The following is a 21040-nucleotide window of genomic DNA, read 5'->3' as shown; positions in this document are numbered from 1 at the left end:
CTTCAGGAATGCTCCTCGGCGGCGGTGGCGGCCAAGGCGCGGTTATAGGCCTTGAGCGCATCAATATGGTAGAGCACACCGACCGGGGTTTCGACGCCCTCGTCATCAAGGGTGACGACCGGTAACCAGGCCATATCCTCGCGATCAAAGATCGGCATCGCGGCCTCGAGCGTGGCGCGCGCATTAATGCACAGACCCCTGTCCAATAGTGGCTGGATCTCTTCGGGCGACGCGCCGTTTGGATCGCCCAGCGGGCGCATCACCGCGCCTGCGCGCATCATCGCCAGCAAATAGGCCTGCGGCCCGGCGGCCAGGTGGATGTCGCGCCGTTCCAACTGCGTCAGAAAGAAGGACCGGTCGACCAGCCGCGAGGCCAACGCGGTCGAGATCGAGACCGAGGCCATCACCGCCAAGCCGATCTGCCAATCTCCGGTCAGTTCGAACACGATGAGCGTGGTCGAGATCGGCGCGCCCAGCACCGCCGCAGCCACCGCGCCCATTCCCGCAAAGGCGTAAAGCGTATGGGTACCCGACACGGATGGCAACAGCCCGGTTGCGATCAGGCCAAAGGCCAGCCCGGTCAGCGCCCCGATCATCAGCGAGGGCGAGAATACCCCGCCACCCATGCGCCCGCCCATTGTGATGGCCAACGCCACGGTCTTAACGATGGCAAAGATCACCGCCGTGTGCAGGACCAGATCGCCGCTCAGCGCCCGCAGCGTGGTCTCGTATCCGACGCCGATGATATGTGGAAACCAGATCGCGATGCCGCCCAGCATCGCCCCCGACACCGCCGGGCGCAGCCATGACGGCAGATGCAGACGGGACTGCAGGTGACTGCCCACATCCTCGGCCAGGAAAATCCCGCGCATGACCAGCAGCGACACCAGGCCGCAGACCAGCCCGAGGATCAGGAAGGCGGGCAGTTCGACATAGAATTGCAGCGAGCCGGGGGTCTGCAGCAGGAACTCGGTCACGTCGCCATAGGCCAGCCGGTTGATCACCGTGCCCGCGATCGACGCGATCACGATGGGGGCAAAGGCATGCACCGCGAAATGCCGCAGCACCACTTCCAGCGCGAACAGCGCTCCCGCGATGGGCGCGTTGAAACTGGCCGAGACGGCGGCGGCCACCGCACAGCCCAGCAGGTCACGCCCGGTGATGCCATCGGCATCCAACCGGTTGCTGACCCAGGTCGAGATCACCCCGGCCATATGCACCACCGGTCCCTCACGCCCGCTGGAGCCGCCGGAACTGAGCGTGATGAGCGAGGCGAACATCGACGCGATCCCCGCCCGCGTCTCGACCCGTCCATCCTGCAGTGCCGCGCCCTCGATCACATCGGCGACCGAACGGACGCGGCCATCATCGGTGAACCAGTAAAAGATCAGCCCCACAACCAGCCCGCCGATCGTCGGGATGATCAGCAGCACATACCAAGGCAGCGTGGCGGCGAAACTGTGCAGATGCAGCCGGTCGTCAGCCTCATAGATAACGGCCTGAAGCTCGGTGATCGCCATGCGGAAGGCCAGCGCGGCAAAGCCCGCCGCGATCCCGACTAGCAGCGCGATGAACCAGAACTGAATCTGGCTGGGTCCGCGTTGCCGCAGCACGCCCCAGCCCTCGGCAAGTGCCGTCCGGGCCGATTTGAGCTGCTCGAGGATCAGGGTGCGGGTGGATTGGGCCATCAGGGATCAGAATTGTCAATTGCGCTACCGTAGGCAACGTGGATCAATCAGAAAAGCGTGATTGCGGGTCGGGCTAGTTTTATTGCCCCAGTGTTGCGCGATCAGGCACCCAGCAAAGCGCGCGCGGCGGCGCGGGCCGCTTCGGTGATGGTGTCGCCCGCAACCATGCGCGCGATTTCGTCCACCCGCTCATCGGGCCCAAGCGGGATCACCGTCGACAGCGTCGCGCCGCCCTCAACCTGTTTCTGCACCCGCCAGTGATGGGCGCCTTGTGCGGCCACCTGCGGCGAATGGGTCACCACCAGCACCTGCCCTTCGCCCGCCAATGCGGCCAGCCTGCGCCCGACCGCATCCGCGGTCGCACCACCGACGCCGCGGTCGATCTCGTCAAAGATCATGGTGCGGTCACCGCCGTCACCGCTCAGACAAACCTTGAGCGCCAGCAGGAAGCGGCTGAGTTCCCCACCCGAGGCGATCTTGTTGAGCGGCCCGGCCGGCGCGCCGGGATTGGTGGCGACACTAAAGGCAACCGCGTCGCGCCCCTCGGGGCCGGGGTCGCCCTCGCTGATCTGCGTGGCAAAGACCGCGCGTTCCATCTTGAGCGGGGCAAGTTCCGCCATGACCGCCGCATCCAATCGCGCCGAGGCCGCCTTGCGCGCCTCGCTCAGAGCATTGGCGGCGGCGTCATAGGCGGCTTGGGCTGCCTTCAGCGCCGCTTCGCGGGCGTGCAGGTCAGCATCGCCTGCATCCAGCGCCTTGAGCTTGCTGCGAAGACCCTCGGCGAAGCTGCCCAACTCGTCGCTGGCAACGCCGTGTTTTCGGGCCAGAGCACGGATGGCGAACAGGCGCTCTTCGATATGTTCCAGGTCGGTCGGGTTGAAATCGAGCACGTTCAGGCAGGCATCGACCCCCGACTGGGCCTCGCCCAACTCGATCAGGGCACGACCAAGAGCGGCGATGGGCTGTTCCAGCTGCCCCTCGGCCTTGTCGGACACGCTTTCCAGCCAGCGCAGCGCATCCCCCAGCGCGGTTTCGGCCCCGTTTGCCCCGATCAACGCCTGCGCGCGCGCCACGTCGTCGCGGATCTTCTCGGCCCCCTGCATCATGCGACGGCTTGCATCCAGATCAGCGTCCTCTCCGGGCTGCGGATCAAGCTCGTCGAGTTCTCCAACGGCGTGGCGCAGAAATTCCTCCTCGGTCCGCATCGCATCCAGCGCGGCGCGGGTTTCGGCCAGCGCGCGCTGCGCCTCGGACAAGGTCCGCCAGGCGGTGCGGCAGGATGCCATCGCCGTATCGAGCCCGGCAAAGGTATCGAGCATGGCCCGGTGGCCGCGCGGGTTGAGCAAGCCACGGTCGTCATGCTGGCCGTGCAGTTCGATCAGCGTGTCCGACAGCGCCCGCAGCACCTCACCCGAGCAGCGGCGGTCATTGACCCAAGCGGTCTTGCGGCCCTCGGCGGTGTTGATGCGGCGCAGGATCAGTTCCGCACCGCCGGGCAACCCGGCCTCGGCCAGAACCGCGTGGGCGGCGTGGCCTTCGGGCAGATCGAATTCGGCAACGACCTCGCCCTGCGCGGCGCCCTGCCGGACCAGTTCGGCCCGGCCCCGCCAGCCCAGAACGAATCCCAGACTATCCAGCAGGATCGACTTGCCCGCCCCGGTTTCACCGGTCAGCACGTTAAGGCCCGGCTGGAACTGCAAGTCCAGCCGGTCAATGATCAGCATGTCCCGGATATCAAGCGCGCGCAGCATCGGTCATTCCGTCACGCCTTCATGATCAGAGCCATTGCCCCTTGATCGACTGGCGATAAATCTGGCTGAGCCAGTTGTTGCCGCGGGACTTGGCTTCCAACCCGCGCGAAGTCAGCAGCTTATAGGCATCCTGATACCAGTCGGTCGAGCGGTAGTTATAGCCCAGGATCGCGCCTGCGGTCTGTGCCTCGTTGACCAGCCCCAGTGACAGATAGGCCTCGATCAGACGATAAAGCGCCTCGGCGGTGTGGGTGGTGGTCTGAAAATCCTCGACCACAACGCGGAAGCGATTGATGGCGGCGGCGTAGTGCTGCTTGCGCAGGTAATAGCGACCGATCTCCATTTCCTTGCCCGCCAGATGGTCAAAGGCCAGATCGAATTTCAGGATCGCCGAGGTGGCGTATTGGCTGTCGGGATAGACCTCGATCACGGTACGCAGCGCTTGCAGCGCCTGAAAAGTCAGGCCCTGGTCGCGGCCCACCTCGTCGATCTGGTCATAGTAGCTGAGCGCCAGAAGATATTGCGCATAAGCGGCATCCTCGTCGGTCGGGTAGAAGTCGATATAGCGCTGCGCGGCGGCGCGGCTTTCGACATAATCGCGACCGGAATGAAAGGCGAAGGCCTGCATGATCAGCGCACGCTTGGCCCAGTCGGAATAGGGATAGAGCCGCTCGATCTCGGAGAAATAATACGCCGCGTCTTCGGCGCGTTTCTGCGACAGTTCGAATTCACCGCGCTCGAAAATCTGCTCGGGTGTGAAACCGTCCAGATTCTGCGTGCGGTCCGCACCGCTGCGATTGCCACAGGCCGTCAAACAAACTGCCACAAGAAGTGCGCCAACCAGTTTGGCCCCTGCCCTGCTGCCAACCATTCCCACTATTCCTTGTCGTCCTGTAATGGGGCGCGCGGCCCGTTTGGGCCTTGGTCTAGCACACAAACTTCGGGTGCAAAACGTCTTAAAGCGCACAGGAGGTCACAAGTTTGGCGACGCGGCAAGGGCGTCAGGCCACCAGCGGGATTTCGGTCCAGACCAGACCCTGACCGGGCAGACGGGCGGTGGTTTCCGCGTCACAGAGTACCGGGCGCACCGCGCCGGGTGTTTCGAACAGCGCGCGCAGCAGCGTGTTGGTCATCGAATGACCCGCCTTCTCGCCGACATAACGGCCCAGAATCGGGCCACCGGCCATATAGAGATCGCCAAGCGCGTCCAGCATCTTGTGGCGCACCGCCTCGTCATCGTGGCGCAGGCCACCGGGGGTCATCACCACGTCGCCATCGACCACAACCGCATTGTCGAGCGTGCCGCCAAGCGCCAGCCCGTTCTCGCGCATCATGTCCACATCCGCCTTGCGGCAGAAGGTCCGGCTGTCGCACAGCTCGCGGGCGAAAGTGCCGTTGCACATGTCGAGTGTTTTGGTTTGCTGCCCGATGGCGGCGTCGTCGAAGTCTATGCTGAAGTCGATCTCCAGCCGGTCAGCGGGCAGCAATGTGGCCCTGGCTCCGTCTTTTTCTACTGTGACAGGTTTCACAACCTCGTAAGCCAAAACCGGCGCGGCTTGCTGGCGTACCCCTTTTGCCATGATGCCACGCACGAATGCGACCGACGAGCCGTCCATGATCGGTACTTCGGGCCCGTCAACCTCGATCAGCGCATTGTGGACTCCACAGCCCGCCAATGCCGCCATAATATGTTCGACTGTCGAAACCGACACGCCGCTGTCATTCACAAGTTTGGTGCAGAGCGGCGTCCGCTCGACCCGGTCATAGATCGCCGGGATCATCGCGTCGCCCAATTCGATATCCGTCCGCTTGAACCAGATGCCGTGACCGGCAACCGCCGGGCGCAGGGTCATGATCACGCGTGCGCCGCCATGCAGGCCCACACCCTTGAACGTAACCGGAGTTTTCAGCGTATGTTGCAAGAGAGACCTCTTGGGACGGTTTCCAGCCTCAGTGAGCTGTGTTGCAGATCAACTAATGGAGGGGTCCCAAAGGCTCAACTCAATCTTTGCAACCAAATGAAACATGTTTGTAACAGAGTGGCAGAAGCTCGCCTGCGAGGCGTCAACCATTTGTTTTTAAATAGAAAAAGGCCACCCGAAGATGGCCCGTTTCATCAATTTTGTGACTGCTTTCAGTTTGCCTGACGGCGCAGGAAGGCGGGAATTTCGATCCGTTCCTGTTCCGGGTCCGGATCAACCGGCGCATGTGCCGTAGCGTCAGTCTGGCGCAGAACCGGCTGCTGGCGCACCGGCGGCGCGGCGCGCTCGTCCGGAGTGTCTGCCGCGTGGCCGGTCATGCGGTCGATCAGCCGGTTGAACCCGAAACGTGGCTTGTCGGCCTGAGCTTGCTGCACTGCGGCAGCGAGGCGCTCGGGCTGGCTGGCAGGTTGCCTGAGCTGCGAGGGCACGTGCTGGGCCGCGGCCTGCAAACGCTGCAGCGCTTCGGGCGATGGTGTGCCCGGCTCTGGCGCCTTGGGGGCGACGAAGCTGTCGACCGGGGCGTCATGCGCTTCGGTGCGCGGCTCAAAAGCGGGAACCTTCGGCTGGTAGACCGGCTGCGGCAGACCGTCATCTTTCTGAACCGGGTGGCTGCTTTCAACTTCGACTACCTCATCGGCCACCGCATGCGCGGCGGCGGGCTGGGCAGGAACGCCATCGAACAGGCCCGGCTCCTGGGCGGGAGTTCCTGCCACCCGCTCCGGCTGCGGTGCCGCGGTCTGCGCGGCGACTGGCTGCAGTGCCGGCTCGGGCTGCACGGCTTCTGCGTCAACCTTCTGCTTGAGCGGCGCCGACATCGGACGACGCGCAACCGGCGTTTCGGCGGCGTCTTCGCTTGCGTCAATACCGGTGGCCACGACCGAAACCCGCATCATGCCTTCCATCGCCGTATCCAGCGTCGACCCGACAATGATATTGGCATCCGGATCCACTTCCTCGCGGATGCGGTTGGCGGCTTCGTCCAGTTCGAACAGGGTCAGGTCATGGGCGCCGGTGATGTTGATCAGCACGCCTTTGGCCCCGCGCAGGCTGATCTCGTCCAGCAGCGGGTTGGCGATGGCTTTCTCGGCGGCCTGGATGGCGCGATCTTCGCCATCGGCCTCGCCGGTGCCCATCATCGCCTTGCCCATCTCGTCCATCACGGCGCGGACATCGGCAAAGTCGAGGTTGATGAGACCCGGACGAACCATCAGGTCGGTCACGCCCTTGACGCCCTGATAGAGCACGTCGTCCGCCATCGAGAACGCCTCGGTAAACGTGGTTTTCTCATTGGCCAGACGGAACAGGTTCTGGTTGGGAATGATGATCAGCGTATCGACCATCTTCTGCAGGCTCTCGACCCCGTCTTCAGCCTGACGCATCCGCTTGGCGCCTTCGAACTGGAAGGGCTTGGTGACAACGCCAACGGTCAGCACGCCCAGTTCCCGCGCCGCCTGCGCGATGATCGGGGCCGCGCCGGTGCCGGTGCCGCCGCCCATGCCGGCGGTGATGAAGCACATATGCGCACCGGCCAGATGGTCGACAATCTGCTCGATGCTTTCTTCGGCGGCTGCGGCGCCAACCGTCGGGCGCGCGCCTGCGCCCAAACCTTCGGTCACTTTCACGCCCAGTTGTACGCGCGATTCAGAGCGGCTTTGCTGCAGCGCCTGCGCGTCGGTGTTGGCGACGACAAACTCGACGCCTTCCAACTGCTTTTCAATCATGTTGTTGACGGCATTGCCGCCTGCCCCGCCGACCCCGAATACAGTGATCCGGGGCTTCAAATCGTCCTGACCGGGCATCGAAAGGTTCAGTGTCATACTCTGTCCGCCTGTACTAAATGCCCGCATTCGCGGGCGTTATTTTACCTATCCACACCCAATCCTACCGTGATGCAGACGGATCGTCACCAAAAAAACGCAAAATCACCGCAAAATATGGGCGATTTTTCGCTGCATTCCGCATTATTTCGTCAGCCTAGCAAAATCTTGCGGCGCTAAGCCAGCAAGCCACTAGCACAAGCGATCCCGGCCGCAGCAAAGGCCACGGTTGCGCCGAATGCGCGGGGATGTTCGGTTCTGGGGGCGACTGCTCTGCCTGCCGCCGAAATTTCTGTGGGCCTCTAACGGGCCTTGTGGATATTTTGCGGGATAACTCTGCCGTCCGCAACCGGTTTCTTCAGCTTGTGGGGGCGTTCGGGCAGGCAATACCTTCATTGGTGATGCTGCGGACCTCCTGGATTTCCGCGTTCAGGAAGACGTCCAGCCGCACCATAAACCGGTCACCCCGCGCAAAGGGCCACCAGCAGACCGGAGGGCGCTCGGGCCGGTTGTCATATTCAAAGCAGATCCGCCCCTCGGGCGTGGTGATCTTGCCGTAAACGCAGGGCTGTCCGGGTTCCTTCCAGACCGAGAGCGAGCGGTTGAGGAACTGCTCGACCCCGACAAGCTCACCGGTTTCGATCTCATAGAAGCTGAGCGTCTTGCCGGTCGCGGCATCCAGAAACGCCTCCGGCGTGATCCGGGTCTGGGCCGAAGCCGGGCTCATCATCACGATCGCCCCCAGCGCAGCACAGGCCCGGCGCATCATCCTACCAGTTGTCGCGGAACCACTTGACCGCCCGCTTGAAGGACCGCGCCGGATAGCGGTCGACCGGGATTTCGAAATCCCACCATTCATCCTGTGGATGCGCGGCAAACAGGCTGAGCCCCACCGCGCTGGAAAAACCCGAACCGGTGGCCGATTGCGGCAGGCCATGCACCCGCAGCGGGCGGCCCAGCCGCACGCGCTGGCCCAGAATACGGCTGGCCAGCCCATCCAGCCCCATCACCTGGCTTGCGCCGCCGGTCAGCACGATCTGCTGACTGGGCAGGTGGTCGAACCCGGCCACGTCGAGTCGGGCGCGCACCTCTTCCAGAATCTCTTCGACCCGTGGCCGCATGATGCCGATCAGCTCGGCCCGGCTGACGCTGCGCCGGTCATGTTCCCAGTCACCCGTTTCACCGCCGATATCGATCATGTCGCGATCATCGGCCCCTGTGGCATGCACCCCGCCCGAAAAGGTCTTGATCCGTTCCGCATTGGCCGCAGGAACCCCCAGCGCCATCGAGATATCACCGGTGACGTGATCGCCGCCCATGCGCACGCAATCGGCGTAGATCATGTGTTTCTTCATGAAAATCGACACACTTGTGGTGCCGCCGCCCATGTCGATACAGGCCGCGCCAAGTTCCTGCTCGTCTTCGACCAGAGCCGAGATGCCCGAGACATAGGCCGAGTTGGCGATCCCGGCCAGTTCCAGATCGCAGCGCTTGATGCAGCGCACAAGGTTCTGGATGGCGGTGCCATCGACGGTCAGCATGTGCATGTCCACCGACAGCGACTGGCCCAATTGCCCACGCGGGTCGATCAGGCCCGAGCGGTGATCAAGCGCGAAATTCACCGGCTGGGCGTGCAGCACCTCGCGACCCGCGCCATATTCCGGCACTTCGCAGGCGTTCAACACGCGGCCGATCTCGGATTCGGTCACCTCTTGCGTGTCCAGTTCGACCTCGGCATCCAGCCCGTAAGAGCGCGGGTTGGCCCCCGAGAAACAGGCGATCACATGATCGACGCGGATCTCGGCCATCTTCTGGGCCGCCTGCAGCGCGGTGCGGATGGCACGCTCGGTTTCCTGCATGGCGGTGATCTCGCCGAACTCCACGCCGCGCGACCGCGTGGTCGCAGCCCCGATCACCCGAAACCCGGTCTGGCCCGCCATGGAGCCGATCGAGCCATCATCGGCCAGCTTGCCAGTGCCATCGAACCGCAACACCAGGCAGGCGATCTTGGAACTGCCGACATCCAGAATGGCCACCACACCGCGCTGCATCGCCTGCTGGCGCATCTGACGCATCGCCCGTTGCGACTGATAGAGATCCGTCATCATCTTAGTCTTGCCCGTCCCCGTCTGGATTTCTGATGCGCCACCATTCTTCGGTGGCGGCCTGTGTCATTCTCAATGTCGGTCGCTCGCCGATGCGCATGTCGACCGAGGCCACATCCCGCTCCAGCATGTCCTGCACCTCGTTCACCGCCAGCACCCGCCGCAGCGCCTGCACCGGGCGTGTCGTCGGCAGCATGACGCGCTGGCCGCGATCCAGAACCAGGTCCCAGCGCCGCTGACCGACGCGGACCAGACCGCGCATGCGATCGCCCAGCGGCTTGGCGGCGGCAAAAAGCGCCAGCGCTTCATCCACATGCCCGTCCGCCCCCTTGCCCGCAATCAGCGGCAGGTCGGTGCGCATCTTGCGGCTGGTCAGAATGTCGATATGCGCGCCGGTTTCGTCCAGCATCTCGATACCCTGACGGGTGCGCCAGACCACGACGGGCCGCCGCTCGGCCACATCCACCTGCAGGATACCGCCCGGGCGCACCCGGACCGAAGCCGATTTGACCGGGTCCAGCCCGGTGATCACATCGCGGATCTGCGCCACGTCCAGATCAAAGGAGGAAACCGGGAAATCCAGCGGCACCACCTCGCGGATGTCCTGCGCCAGATTGGTGCCCGCCCCGTCGATGACCATCAGCTTGACCATGAATTCCGGGCGTTCCTGGATCGAGGCGCGGATCTCGGCGATAAAACCGGTCAGCGCATCACGCCGGGCCTCATCCGCCCAGAACGCGGTGCCGGCGGCAAAGGCCAGGCAGAGGGGCACTCCGATGCGCAGGCCAAGCCGGATGCCGGGCGTCAGCATCCAGCGTTGGATGCGGTAGTTCAGACGCGAGGGCGCAGGATCAATGCGCCGTGGCGCATCACGACCCATGCGACCATGCCCGTCCAGCGTAACGGCGGGTTTGGCGACATAGCCCGAAGTTTCCGCTGACGAGAACCGCGCGTCCTTGCGCACCAGCGGTTTCTCTCGGTGGCGCACCGGCAGGAAGACACGCATCAGCGATCGCATGAGGCATCCTCCACCATCCAGGCGCAGAGCTGGCCGAAAGTCATTCCGAACAGCGCCGCCTGTTCCGGCACCAGCGAGGTCGGCGTCATGCCCGGCTGGGTGTTGGTTTCCAGCAGGAACAACCCGTCTGCCCCGCGCGCCTCGTCCCAGCGGTAATCGGTGCGGGTCACGCCCCGGCAACCCAGCGCGTCATGGGCACGCAGCGCGTAGTCCATGCAGCGGTCAAAGATCTCTTTCGGAATGTCGGCGGGCAGTTCGTGGCGTGAGCCTCCGACGGCGTATTTCGCCTCGTAATCGTACCAGCCTTCGGTGATGATATCGGTCACCGTCAGGGCGCGGTCGCCGATTACGGTGGTGGTCAATTCGCGGCCCGCCACATATTCCTCGACCATGACGAAGCTCGACATGCTCTCTTCCAGAACCGGCGGGCGGTTGGCGCCGTCCTGCACGATGTAGATACCGACAGAGGAGCCCTCATTGTTGGGCTTGACGACATAAGGCGGCTTAAGCAGATGCGCCTTCATAACCTCGTCCTTGTGCGAGATCACGCTTTCCACGATGGGCAGGCCAACGGCGGCATAGACCTCTTTCGAGCGTTGCTTGTCCATCGCCAGCGCCGACGCCAGCACGCCCGAATGGGTATAGGGGATGCGCAGCCATTCCAGCAAGCCCTGCACGCAGCCATCCTCGCCCCAGCGGCCATGCAGCGCATTGAAGGCCACATCGGGTTTGATCTCGGCCAGACGGTCGCAGAGGTCCGGGCCAGCGTCCAGCTCGACCACCTCAAATCCTTCGCCCCTTAGTGCGGCTGCGCATTCGCGCCCGCTGCTGAGTGACACCTCGCGTTCCGCCGAGGGGCCGCCCATCAATACCGCCACTTTGGGGGTTGTCCTGCTCGACTGACCCACAATGCGCCTCAATATAACCGGATCTTGTTTTTTGCGATCCGTTTGCTTTTTGTCCTGTTGAACCGCCCCGAAATGCCTGTGAAGGGGTTCGGTCCCAGGGTCTTATTCTGTCAGCGGCTCACCGACCCGCATGATTTCCCATTCTAGCGTGATCCCGCTGGAATCGTAAACCTTTTTTCTCACCTCCTCACCCAATCCCTCCAGATCGGCGGCGGTTGCGGTGCCGGTGTTGATGAGGAAATTCGAATGTTTCGGGCTCATCTGTGCGCCGCCCCGGCGCGCACCGCGCATGCCCGCCTGGTCGATCACCTTCCAGGCCTTCAGGTCATGGACATCATCCTCCCGCCCGGTCGAGGAAAACCCGGCCGGGTTGCGAAAGGTCGATCCGGCACTGCGATCCCGGGTGGGCTGGGTGTCGTCGCGCTTTTTCAGTTGCGCTTCCATGCGGGCGTGAAGCTCTGCCGGGTCGCCCTCAGGGCCTTGCAGAACCGCGTCGATCAACACCGCGCCTTCAGGCAGGTCGGTCTGGCGGTAGCGAAAGTTGAGGTCATCGGCGCTGAGCGTGATCACCTCGCCCTGCCGTGTGACCGCTCGGGCCGAGACAAACACATCCGCCGTATAGCTGCCATAGCAGCCCGCATTCATCCGCAAAGCCCCCCCGATCGCGCCGGGAATGGTGCGCAGAAAGGTCAGGTCGATGCCCGCATCCGCCGCCCTGCGCGCCACATGGGCATCCAGCGCTGCAGCACCAGCGGTGACGCGATGGCCCTCTACCTCGATCCCGTTGAAGCCCCGCCCCAGCCGGATCACCACGGCGCGCAGGCCTCCGTCGCGGATGATAAGGTTGGAGCCCACGCCCATCGGAAAAACAGGAATCTCAGGGGGCAACGCGCGCAGGAAGTCCCGCAGGTCTTCGATATCGGCTGGCTGGAACAGTGCATCCGCCGGGCCGCCCACGCGCAGCCAGGTCAGGTCATTCAACGCGCGATCCGGGGTCAGACGACCCCGCACGCCGGGCAAATTTTTCATGGCTTACTGCCTGCGAATCCAACGGGACAGGTATATCACAGGCCAGCGCAGAACCGACATCCCCGCAATCAGCACGATCAACCCGACCAACGGGCCATTCTGATAGGTGACATAGCCCAGCAGAGGAATGCCCAGAGCGATCAGCAGATAGGCCCGGGACCAGTGATTGTCCCGGCTCGGCACCATCGCCATCAGATTGGCCGAGACAGCCCAGACGCAGACAAGGGTCAGGGACAAGGTCATTCTGCCACCCCCCCTGTCTCAAGCCCGCGCAATTTGCGCCAGACAAGGCGCAGTGGATTGCGGAACATCGACACAAACGCCGCCAGCGCCAGAAGCGCCAGAAGCACCCCGTGTTGATACCCTATCAGCACAATCAGAGCGGGTGCCGCAAGCATCAGCGCCCCGCCCAACGGATACTGCCACCGCATCGGCAGCAGCGCGACGAAGGTTGCCGCGCAAACCCATGCCACCGCAAGTAGTATTGAAAGGCCCATCCCACTCGCCCTGTTTCGGTCGTCTTTTGTGATTCTGACCGTTTGCTCGCCTTATAATTGAACAAACAAGTCAGGTTTTCCATAGTTTTTTTGGTCAGCACGCAATCTTGTGAAGCCGCTCGGGCAGCCCATTGGCCCAGGTCGAGATGGTGCCCGCGCCAAGACAGACCACCATATCGCCGGGCCGCGCCTGTTCGCGCACCAACCGTTCCAGATCGTCCTCGTTCAGGATCGCGCGGGCGTGGCGGTGACCGTGACGGATCAGGCCCGCGACCAGATCGTCGCGGCCTGCGCCCTCGATCGGGTCTTCACCGGCGGCGAAGACCTCGGCGATGGCGACCACGTCCGCCTCGTTGAAGCAGGTGCAGAAATCATCGAAAAGGCTGGACAGGCGCGAGTAGCGGTGCGGCTGATGTACAGCGATCACCCGACCCTCGCTAGCCTGGCGCGCGGCCTTCAGCACGGCGGCGATTTCGACCGGATGATGGCCGTAATCATCGATGATGGTCACGCCGTTCACTTCGCCCACGCGGGTAAAGCGGCGGTTGACGCCACCAAAGCTGGCCAGTGCGTCGCGGATTTCAGCGGTTTTCATGCCCAGATGGCGCGCCACGGTGATCGCGGCCAGCGCGTTCGAGACATTGTGATCGCCCGGCATCGGCAGGGTGCAGCCCTCGATGGTGATGTCTTCTTCCTGCAGGACAACGTCGAAATGGGCCACGCCTTTCACATAGGTCAGGTTGATCGCGCGCACATCGGCCTGCGCATTGAAGCCATAGGTGCGCACCCGGCGGTCATGGATGCGGCCGACCAGCGTCTGGACCTCGGCATGATCGGTGCAGCAAACCGCAAGCCCGTAGAACGGCAGGTTCGACACGAACTCGTAGAACCCGTCGCGCAATTTGTCGAAATCGCCCCAGTGCTCCATATGCTCGGGGTCGATATTGGTGACGATGGCGATGGTCGCGGGCAGGCGGTTGAACGAGCCGTCGCTCTCGTCGGCTTCGACCACCATCCATTCGCCCTGCCCCATCCGCGCGTTCGAACCATAGGCGTGGATGATGCCGCCATTGATGACAGTCGGGTCGAAATCGCCCGCCACCATGAGTTCCGCCATCATGGTGGTGGTGGTGGTCTTGCCGTGGGTGCCGGCAATGGCGATGTTGGATTTCAGTCGCATCAGTTCGGCCAGCATGTCGGCGCGGCGCACCACCGGCAAGCCCAGCGAGCGGGCTCCGTCCAGTTCCGGGTTGCCCGGTTTGATCGCGGTCGAGACCACAACAACCCGCGCGCCGTCCAGGTTCTCGGCCCGTTGCCCGATAAAGATCGTCGCCCCCAGCTCGGCCAGCCGGTCGGTGATCTTGGACGCTTTCAGGTCCGAGCCCTGCACCTGGTAGCCGAGGTTCAGCAGCACTTCGGCGATGCCTGACATGCCGATACCGCCGATGCCCACAAAATGGATCGAGCCCACATCCTGCGGGAGTTTCGTTGCGGGGGTCATGGCGCTTCCTTTCGTGCGAGGTCCTCGACCAACCCCACCAGACGCCCGGTCGCATCCGGCGCACCGACCGTCAGGGCGGCGCTGGCCATCTGCTGGGCGGCGCGGGGATTCGTGAGAACCGAGGTGATTTGCTCTGCCAGTGCTGAAACGTCAAGGGCAGACTCGGGGATCATGATGGCAGCGTTTGCCTGCACCAGGCCTCGCGCATTGGCGGTTTGATGATCGCCTGCCGCTGCGGCATAGGGGATCAGGATCGAGGGCCGACCGATGATCGAGATGTCCGCCACGCTGGAGGCGCCCGAGCGACTGATAACCAACTGCGCCTCGGACATACGGCGCGGGACGTCCTGAAAGAACGGCTTTACCTCGGCGCTGATTCCATGTTCGGCATAAAAGGCCGTAACCCGCGCGCCATCTTCGTCACGGGCCTGATGGGCCACCCGCACGTAGCGTCTAAGCCCTTCGGGCAGCGCAGCAATTGCGCCCGGCACCATATCGCTGAGGATACGCGCGCCCTGGCTGCCACCCATGACCAGGATCGACATCGGGTAGTCACCGGGCATGATATAGGCCGCGCCCGCCCGGTCCAGCACCGCGCCGCGCACCGGGTTGCCCACATGGATGCCACGGGCACCCTCGGGCAGGTCGGCGGGCCAGACGCCGCAGGCCACATTGTCGACCCGTTTGGCAAAGACCTGATTGACCTTTCCCAGCACGCCGTTCTGTTCGTGGATCATCCGCGGCAGCCGCAGTAACGTCGCGGCACCCAACGCCGGGATCGAGGGGTAGCCGCCAAATCCCACCACCACATCCGGCCTGTCGCGCAGCATCTGCAATGCCATGCCCGCCACGCCCGCCAAGATCTTGGGTCCGACCAGCGCCTTGGCCAGCAGCCCGCCGCGCGCGAAGGTGGCCGAGGAGGCCTCGACAATCTCGGTCGAATGGGGAAAGCCGCCGGTATAGCGCGCACCGCGTGCATCCGTTGACAGCCGCACACGCCAGCCACGGGCCAGCATCATCTCGGCCAGCGCCTGCGCCGGGAACATGTGCCCCCCGGTGCCGCCCGCCGCGATCAGCAGATAGTTTTGCCGCATCATCCCCGCCCGCGCAAAATCTCGCCCAGCCCGCCCTGAGGCCGCGTCCGGGTAAAGGCCAGCAACATGCCCACGGCAATCCCGCCCGCAATCAGCGACGAGCCGCCATAGCTCACGAAGGGCAGCGTCATGCCCTTGGCGGGCAAAAGGCGCACCGCCACACCCATATTGATCATCGCCTGAACCCCGAACATACAGGCCAGCCCGGTGCCCGCCAGCCGGATGAAGGGGTCGCGTTCACGCATCAGCCGCAAGAGCGAGCGCACCACGATCATGGCATAAAGCGCGATGATCATCATCACCAGGATCAGCCCGTATTCCTCGGCGGCAACGGCGATGATGAAATCCGTATGGGCATCGGGCAGCGACCATTTCACCTGACCCTCGCCGACGCCAACACCGAACAGACCACCTTCCATGATGGCGTTGGTGGCATAGCCCAGTTGGGTGGTCGGATCGACCTCGGGGCTGAGGAAGCCGTCGATGCGGCGCGCAAAATGCTCGGAACTGGAATAGGCCAGCATACCGCCCAGCACGACCACCCCGGCCATGATGACCAGCAGCAGCATCGGCGCACCGGCCACGAAATACATCACGCCCCAGCCAAACAGCACAAGACAGGCCTGTCCGAAATCGGGTTGCATCACCAACATGCCAACGATCGCCATACAAAGCGCGAATGACCACAGCCGCCCCGGCGGGCCGTTGATCTCCTGACTGGCGGCAAACATCCAGGCGACGACCACCACAAAGCCGGGTTTGAGGAATTCCGAGGGCTGCAGCGAGGCGAAGCCCAGCGAATACCAGCGCACCGCGCCCTTGCCGAAATCAGTCCCCAGAAACGGCAGCAACGCCAGTGCCACGAACGAGACCAGAAACCCCAACACCGCCAGACGGCGCACCAGCGTAGGCGACATCATCGAGGTCAGCAGCATGGCCAATATCGCCACGCCGCCGAAAAACGCCTGCCGTTCGACATAATGGAAGGGGTCGAACCCGTTGCGCGAGGCCAGCGGCGGCGAGGCAGCCAGCCCCAGCAGTAGGCCGATCACAAACAGGATCAGCACGCAGGACATCGACCATTTGTCCAGCGTCCGCCACCACTTGGGTAGAATCGGTTCGCCACCCCGATCAGGGGCCGCGCCATAAACCATCTCAGTCATGAGATACCGCCGTTTTCTGCCTCACATGCGCCCCGTTTTCGGGATCTGTGCTTGAGGCTACAGGAAAATCGCGTCTCAGGCCAGTCTCTTCCTCTTGCCAAAACCCGGATTCCGCGCCAAGGGCGGGGCATGGAATATCAGACGATCATCCTTGGCGCGGGCGCGGCCGGCATGATGTGCGCCGCCCAGTGCGGCGGCAACGCGCTGGTGCTGGATCATGCGCGCGCACCGGGCGAAAAGATCAGAATCTCGGGTGGCGGGCGCTGTAATTTCACCAATCTCTTTGCCGGACCTGAGAATTTTCTGTCGCGAAACCCGCATTTCTGCAAATCCGCACTGGCGCGCTATACCCAATGGGACTTCATTGATCTGGTGAACCGCCACGGCATCGCCTGGCATGAAAAGACGCTGGGGCAGCTCTTTTGTGACGGGTCCTCGAAGCAAATCGTCGCTCTGTTGGTGCAAGAACTGCAGCAGGCCGGGGCAGAGCTGTGGCTGTCCACTTCGGTGCGCGAGGTCGAGAAAACCACCGACGGCTTCCGCCTGCAGGTCGAGCGCGAGGGCACGACGCGCAGGCTCGCCTGCCGCAATCTGGTGCTGGCCAGCGGTGGCAAGTCGATCCCCAAGATGGGGGCCACCGGACTGGCCTATGACATCGCCCGTCAATTCGGGCTGGCAATGACCGAAACCCGCGCCGCGCTGGTCCCCTTCACCTTCCCCGAAGGCCGCTTCAAGCCGCTTGCGGGCGTCTCGCTGCCCGCGCGCCTCAGCACTGCGCGCGCCAGCTTTGACGAGGCGCTTCTGTTCACCCATCGCGGTCTGAGCGGCCCGGCGGTGTTGCAACTCTCCTCCTATTGGCGTGAGGGCGAGGCGGTGTCGGTGAACCTGATCCCCGATCTTGCGCTCTATGACCTGCTGCGTGCCCGACGTCAGGCGGGGGGGCGCAAGGCGCTGACCACCGAGCTTGCCCGCCACCTGCCCGGTCGCTTGGTCGAGGCGTTGACGCCAGAGCTCTCGCTGGACGGCAATCTCGCAGATCAATCGGATGCGCGGCTCGAAACCCTCTGCGCCGCCCTGCAAAACTGGCAACTGACCCCGTCCGGCACCGAAGGCTACCGCACCGCCGAGGTCACGCTGGGCGGGATCGACACCGATGGGCTGTCCTCGAAGACCATGCAGGCCAAGACCGTTCCCGGTCTCTATGCCATTGGCGAGGCGGTTGACGTCACCGGCTGGCTGGGCGGCTATAATTTCCAATGGGCCTGGTCCTCAGGCCACGCCGCTGGCACTGCAATCGCCGCCAGCCAAAACTGAAATCCCGCCCCTTCTTCTGTTCAAAAATACCTCGGGGGAGTCGACCGGAACGGGCGACGGGGGCAGCGCCCCCTAAATTGGAGCAGGCCCGGGGAGCGCAAAACCGGTCCCCACTTTTGCCCGACATGCCCTAGAGCCGGGCCAGAACCTCAGCCGTGAAATCCTCACCGCGCTGTTCGAAATTGTCATATTGATCGAAACTCGCCGCCGCCGGGGCCAGCAACACGGTGTCGCCCTCTTGCGCCTCGACCATGGCCCGTTCGACGGCAGCGGCCATGGTGGTGCAGACCTCGCTGTCCACATCAAGCTGCATGGCGAACCCGGCCGCCTCGCGCCCGATCACATAGGCCTTGCTGACCGCGCCCAAAGCGCCACTCAGCGCATCCAGCCCGCCCTCTTTCTCCAACCCGCCGCAGATCCAGCGAATGTTGCCAAAGGCCAACAGAGCCTTGGCGGCGCTGTCAACATTGGTGGCCTTGGAGTCGTTGACATAGGTGATGCCATCCGCCTCGGCGATGATCTGGCTGCGGTGGGGCAGGCCCGGAAAGCTCTGCATCGCACTCTCGATCTCGCGCGGCGCAAGCCCCAGCGCCCGGCAGGCGGCATAGGCGGAACATGCGTTCTGGTGGTTATGCACCCCCGGCAACCCGCGGATCCGGCGCAGATCGACTGACCCGGCCTGGCGCCCCTTGCGGTATTCCGAAAGGAAGCCTTTCTTTGCAAAGACCTGCCAACCCGGACCCGAAAGTTTGCGCGCCACCGAGACACGGATCACCCGGTCATCGCGCGGCCCCTCCGCCAGTTGCCCGGCCAGATAGGCCCCTTCGGGCTCGTCGATACCGATCACTGCGCGGTCGGGACCGCCCTCGGCAAACAGGCGACGTTTGGCCGCGAAATAGCCGCCCATCCCCCCATGGCGATCCAGATGGTCGGGGCTGAGGTTGGTGAAAACCGCCACATCCGGGGTCAGCGCGCGGGCCAGATCGGTCTGGTAGCTGCTGAGTTCCAGCACCACCACCGACCCGTCGCCGCCTGGCTCGATATCCAGCACGCCGCGCCCGATATTGCCCGCCAGTTGCGAGTCCCGTCCGCCCTCGGTCAGGATATGATGGATCAGCGCGGCGGTGGTCGATTTGCCGTTTGACCCGGTGACGGCGACCACGCGCGGCATGGTGTCGAACCGGTCCCAGTCCTGCGTCGCGAAGGACTGAAAAAACAGGCCGATATCATTGTCGACGGGCACGCCCGCCTCCTGCGCCGCCACGATCACAGGGTTGGGTTTGGGAAAAAGATGCGGAATGCCGGGCGAGACGATCAGCACGGCGACCTCTTCGAATGCGCCCTGCTTCAGTAGATCGCGGCAGGTAAAGCCCTCACTCTCCGCCGCCTCGCGCGCCGCCGGGTTGTCATCCCAGCAAATCGGCGTGGCACCCCCTTCGCGCAGCGCGCGCGCCGCCACCAGACCGGAACGGCCCAGACCCAGAACCGCCACCTGCTTGCCCACGTAGCTTTTGACCGGGATCATGCCGCCGCCCCCTCATTCAATTGCGCTTCGAACCAGTCGGCCCGCTCGGAAACAGGTCCTTTGGGGACCAGCACCGTCTTGAATCCATAATGCGGTAAGCGGTCGCATAACGCATCGAATTCCGCAAGGGCATCGCGCAGCCCGTGCCTGCGATCGCCGTCGTTCTCGTAAATCTCGGGCCAGGGCGGGGTCAGGTAGACATGGCAGTCATATCCGAGGGCCAGCACGCTTTCCCGCATCTTCTGAGTCAGCGGCGTTTGCGTGCGATCAAACCAGATCAGCGCATCCAGCGCGCACCGGTCAAAGAGCACCAGGTCGCCACGCGCCCGTTTCATGTCGTCCATGGCCATTTCCATGGCCCGCCGGCAGAAGGCGACAGGTTCGACCCAAGGCAGAACCTGCCCGCCAGAGAGCCGTTCCTGTGCGATGATGCGGCGGCCCGGCTCGGGCACTGTCACATAACCCCGCCGCGCCATTTCCTGCAACAGCGTGGATTTCCCCGCTCCGGAACAGCCCGACAGGACGATCCGGCGCGGTGTCACCGGACTTTCAGAGTGGCCAGACCGATCATCGCCAGGATCAGCGAGATGATCCAGAAGCGGATCACGATGGTGGATTCCGCCCAGCCCTTTTTCTCGTAATGATGATGGATCGGCGCCATCAGGAACACCCGCTTGCCGGTGCGCTTGTAATAGAGCACCTGAATGATCACGCTCAGCGCTTCGACCACAAAGAGCCCGCCGACAACCGCCAGCACCAGCTCGTGTTTGGTGGCGACCGCAATGGCACCCAGCGCGCCGCCCAAGGCGAGCGAGCCGGTGTCACCCATGAACACCGCCGCAGGCGGCGCGTTATACCACAGGAAGCCAAGCCCCGCGCCAAAGAGCGCCGAGGCAAAGATCAGGATTTCGCCGGTGCCCGGCACGTAATGCACATCGAGATATTCGGTGAAGTCGACCCGGCCCACCGCATAGGCGATGATGCCCAGCGTGGTGCCCGCAATCATCACCGGCATGATGGCCAGTCCGTCGAGCCCGTCTGTCAGGTTCACCGCATTGGCCGAGCCCACGATAACGATGATCGCAAAAGGCACGTAAAAGTAGCCCAGATTGATCAGCGTATCCTTGAAGATCGGCAATGCCAGTTGATGACGCAGCGTATCGGGATGATAGGCCGCCGCCCAAACCGCCGCGATCACTGCGATGATGATGCCCAGCGCCAGCCGCAGCCGCCCCGGCACGCCCTTGGTGTTCTGCTTGGAGACCTTGGCGTAATCATCGGCAAAACCGATCAGCGCATAAGCCAGCGTCACAAACAGCACCAGCCAGACAAACGGATTGTCGAGCCGCGCCCAGAGCAGTGTCGAGCTGAGCAACGCGCCCACGATCAGCAACCCGCCCATGGTCGGCGTGCCCGCCTTCGAGAAATGCCCCTCGGGGCCATCATCCCGGATCGGCTGACCCTTGCCTTGCTTGCGGCGCAGCACGTTGATCAGAGGCTGCCCGAACAGGAACCCAAAGATCAGCGCCGTCAGAAACGCCCCGCCTGCGCGGAAGGTGATATAGCGGAAGAGGTTGAAAAAATCCCCTCCATCCGACAAGGCGGTCAACCAATACAGCATGTCCGAACGGCCTCTCGTTCAATAAAT

The 21040-nt window shown here is 63.7% G+C and carries 19 protein-coding genes; 1 reads left to right on the top strand and 18 read right to left on the bottom strand.

Features of this window, described 5'->3' with window-relative positions; genetic code table 11:
* Positions 1-2 precede the first annotated feature (2 nt).
* From M3P21_RS17845 to ftsW, 15 genes are all read right to left on the bottom strand, one after another.
* Positions 3-1688: a chloride channel protein gene (locus tag M3P21_RS17845; protein WP_249712142.1), complete on the bottom strand. Its 1686-nt coding sequence runs from the start codon at positions 1686-1688 to the stop codon at positions 3-5.
* Positions 1689-1789: 101 nt separating this feature from the next.
* Positions 1790-3439: a DNA repair protein RecN gene (gene recN, locus M3P21_RS17840; protein WP_249712139.1), complete on the bottom strand. Its 1650-nt coding sequence runs from the start codon at positions 3437-3439 to the stop codon at positions 1790-1792.
* 25 nt (positions 3440-3464) lie between these two features.
* On the bottom strand, positions 3465-4310 hold the full coding sequence (locus M3P21_RS17835; RefSeq protein ID WP_249712137.1) for an outer membrane protein assembly factor BamD: 846 nt from the start codon (positions 4308-4310) through the stop codon (positions 3465-3467).
* A 130-nt stretch (positions 4311-4440) separates the two neighbouring features.
* On the bottom strand, positions 4441-5361 hold the full coding sequence (gene lpxC / locus M3P21_RS17830; RefSeq protein WP_249712135.1) for a UDP-3-O-acyl-N-acetylglucosamine deacetylase: 921 nt from the start codon (positions 5359-5361) through the stop codon (positions 4441-4443).
* A 212-nt stretch (positions 5362-5573) separates the two neighbouring features.
* Positions 5574-7238, bottom strand: coding sequence for a cell division protein FtsZ (gene ftsZ, locus M3P21_RS17825; protein ID WP_249712133.1), 1665 nt, complete (start codon positions 7236-7238; stop codon positions 5574-5576).
* A gap of 358 nt (positions 7239-7596) precedes the next feature.
* A complete protein-coding gene (locus M3P21_RS17820) occupies positions 7597-8004 on the bottom strand; it encodes a hypothetical protein (protein WP_249712131.1) in 408 nt (135 codons plus the stop codon).
* Between the two features lie 4 nt (positions 8005-8008).
* Positions 8009-9343: a cell division protein FtsA gene (gene ftsA, locus M3P21_RS17815; protein ID WP_249712130.1), complete on the bottom strand. Its 1335-nt coding sequence runs from the start codon at positions 9341-9343 to the stop codon at positions 8009-8011.
* Between the two features lie 4 nt (positions 9344-9347).
* Positions 9348-10361 carry a cell division protein FtsQ/DivIB gene (locus tag M3P21_RS17810; protein ID WP_373320072.1) on the bottom strand — a complete coding sequence of 338 codons (1014 nt, stop codon included), beginning with the start codon at positions 10359-10361 and terminating at the stop codon, positions 9348-9350.
* Positions 10349-11269 carry a D-alanine--D-alanine ligase gene (locus tag M3P21_RS17805; RefSeq protein WP_249712172.1) on the bottom strand — a complete coding sequence of 307 codons (921 nt, stop codon included), beginning with the start codon at positions 11267-11269 and terminating at the stop codon, positions 10349-10351. The genes M3P21_RS17810 and M3P21_RS17805 overlap by 13 nt, the downstream gene beginning before the upstream one ends.
* A gap of 102 nt (positions 11270-11371) precedes the next feature.
* Positions 11372-12298 (bottom strand): UDP-N-acetylmuramate dehydrogenase, encoded by a 927-nt coding sequence (murB, locus tag M3P21_RS17800; RefSeq protein ID WP_249712128.1) that lies wholly within the window; start codon positions 12296-12298, stop codon positions 11372-11374.
* Positions 12299-12301: 3 nt separating this feature from the next.
* Positions 12302-12541, bottom strand: coding sequence for a DUF2484 family protein (locus M3P21_RS17795; protein WP_249712126.1), 240 nt, complete (start codon positions 12539-12541; stop codon positions 12302-12304).
* Complete coding sequence (locus M3P21_RS17790; RefSeq protein ID WP_249712124.1) at positions 12538-12795, bottom strand: DUF2484 family protein; 258 nt, start codon at positions 12793-12795, stop codon at positions 12538-12540. The genes M3P21_RS17795 and M3P21_RS17790 overlap by 4 nt, the downstream gene beginning before the upstream one ends.
* Before the next feature lie 94 nt (positions 12796-12889).
* A complete protein-coding gene (gene murC, locus M3P21_RS17785; protein ID WP_249712122.1) occupies positions 12890-14296 on the bottom strand; it encodes a UDP-N-acetylmuramate--L-alanine ligase in 1407 nt (468 codons plus the stop codon).
* On the bottom strand, positions 14293-15390 hold the full coding sequence (locus M3P21_RS17780; RefSeq protein WP_249712120.1) for a UDP-N-acetylglucosamine--N-acetylmuramyl-(pentapeptide) pyrophosphoryl-undecaprenol N-acetylglucosamine transferase: 1098 nt from the start codon (positions 15388-15390) through the stop codon (positions 14293-14295). The genes murC and M3P21_RS17780 overlap by 4 nt, the downstream gene beginning before the upstream one ends.
* Positions 15390-16553: a putative lipid II flippase FtsW gene (gene ftsW, locus M3P21_RS17775; protein WP_249712119.1), complete on the bottom strand. Its 1164-nt coding sequence runs from the start codon at positions 16551-16553 to the stop codon at positions 15390-15392. Before ftsW ends, M3P21_RS17780 begins: the two co-directional genes overlap by 1 nt.
* A 129-nt stretch (positions 16554-16682) precedes the next feature.
* On the opposite strand from ftsW, the gene M3P21_RS17770 reads away from it, so the two are divergent.
* Positions 16683-17867 carry a BaiN/RdsA family NAD(P)/FAD-dependent oxidoreductase gene (locus M3P21_RS17770; RefSeq protein WP_249712117.1) on the top strand — a complete coding sequence of 395 codons (1185 nt, stop codon included), beginning with the start codon at positions 16683-16685 and terminating at the stop codon, positions 17865-17867.
* A 130-nt stretch (positions 17868-17997) separates the two neighbouring features.
* Here the strand turns inward: M3P21_RS17770 and murD are convergent, their stop codons facing one another.
* Genes murD through mraY form a run of 3 tightly spaced genes read right to left on the bottom strand, consistent with a single transcriptional unit; the run spans position 17998 to position 21013 of the window.
* The gene (gene murD, locus M3P21_RS17765) at positions 17998-19392 is read right to left on the bottom strand and encodes a UDP-N-acetylmuramoyl-L-alanine--D-glutamate ligase (protein WP_249712115.1); all 1395 of its coding nucleotides are present in this window, start codon (positions 19390-19392) and stop codon (positions 17998-18000) included.
* Positions 19389-19934: an AAA family ATPase gene (locus M3P21_RS17760; protein ID WP_249712113.1), complete on the bottom strand. Its 546-nt coding sequence runs from the start codon at positions 19932-19934 to the stop codon at positions 19389-19391. Before M3P21_RS17760 ends, murD begins: the two co-directional genes overlap by 4 nt.
* Positions 19931-21013: a phospho-N-acetylmuramoyl-pentapeptide-transferase gene (gene mraY, locus M3P21_RS17755; RefSeq protein ID WP_249712111.1), complete on the bottom strand. Its 1083-nt coding sequence runs from the start codon at positions 21011-21013 to the stop codon at positions 19931-19933. The genes M3P21_RS17760 and mraY overlap by 4 nt, the downstream gene beginning before the upstream one ends.
* Positions 21014-21040: the final 27 nt, after the last annotated feature.

Source organism: Ruegeria spongiae (genome assembly GCF_023502395.1).
Lineage (GTDB): Bacteria > Pseudomonadota > Alphaproteobacteria > Rhodobacterales > Rhodobacteraceae > Ruegeria_C > Ruegeria_C spongiae.
The sequence above is the reverse complement of the archived record's forward strand: the minus strand, read 5'-3'. Positions and strand labels throughout refer to the sequence as shown.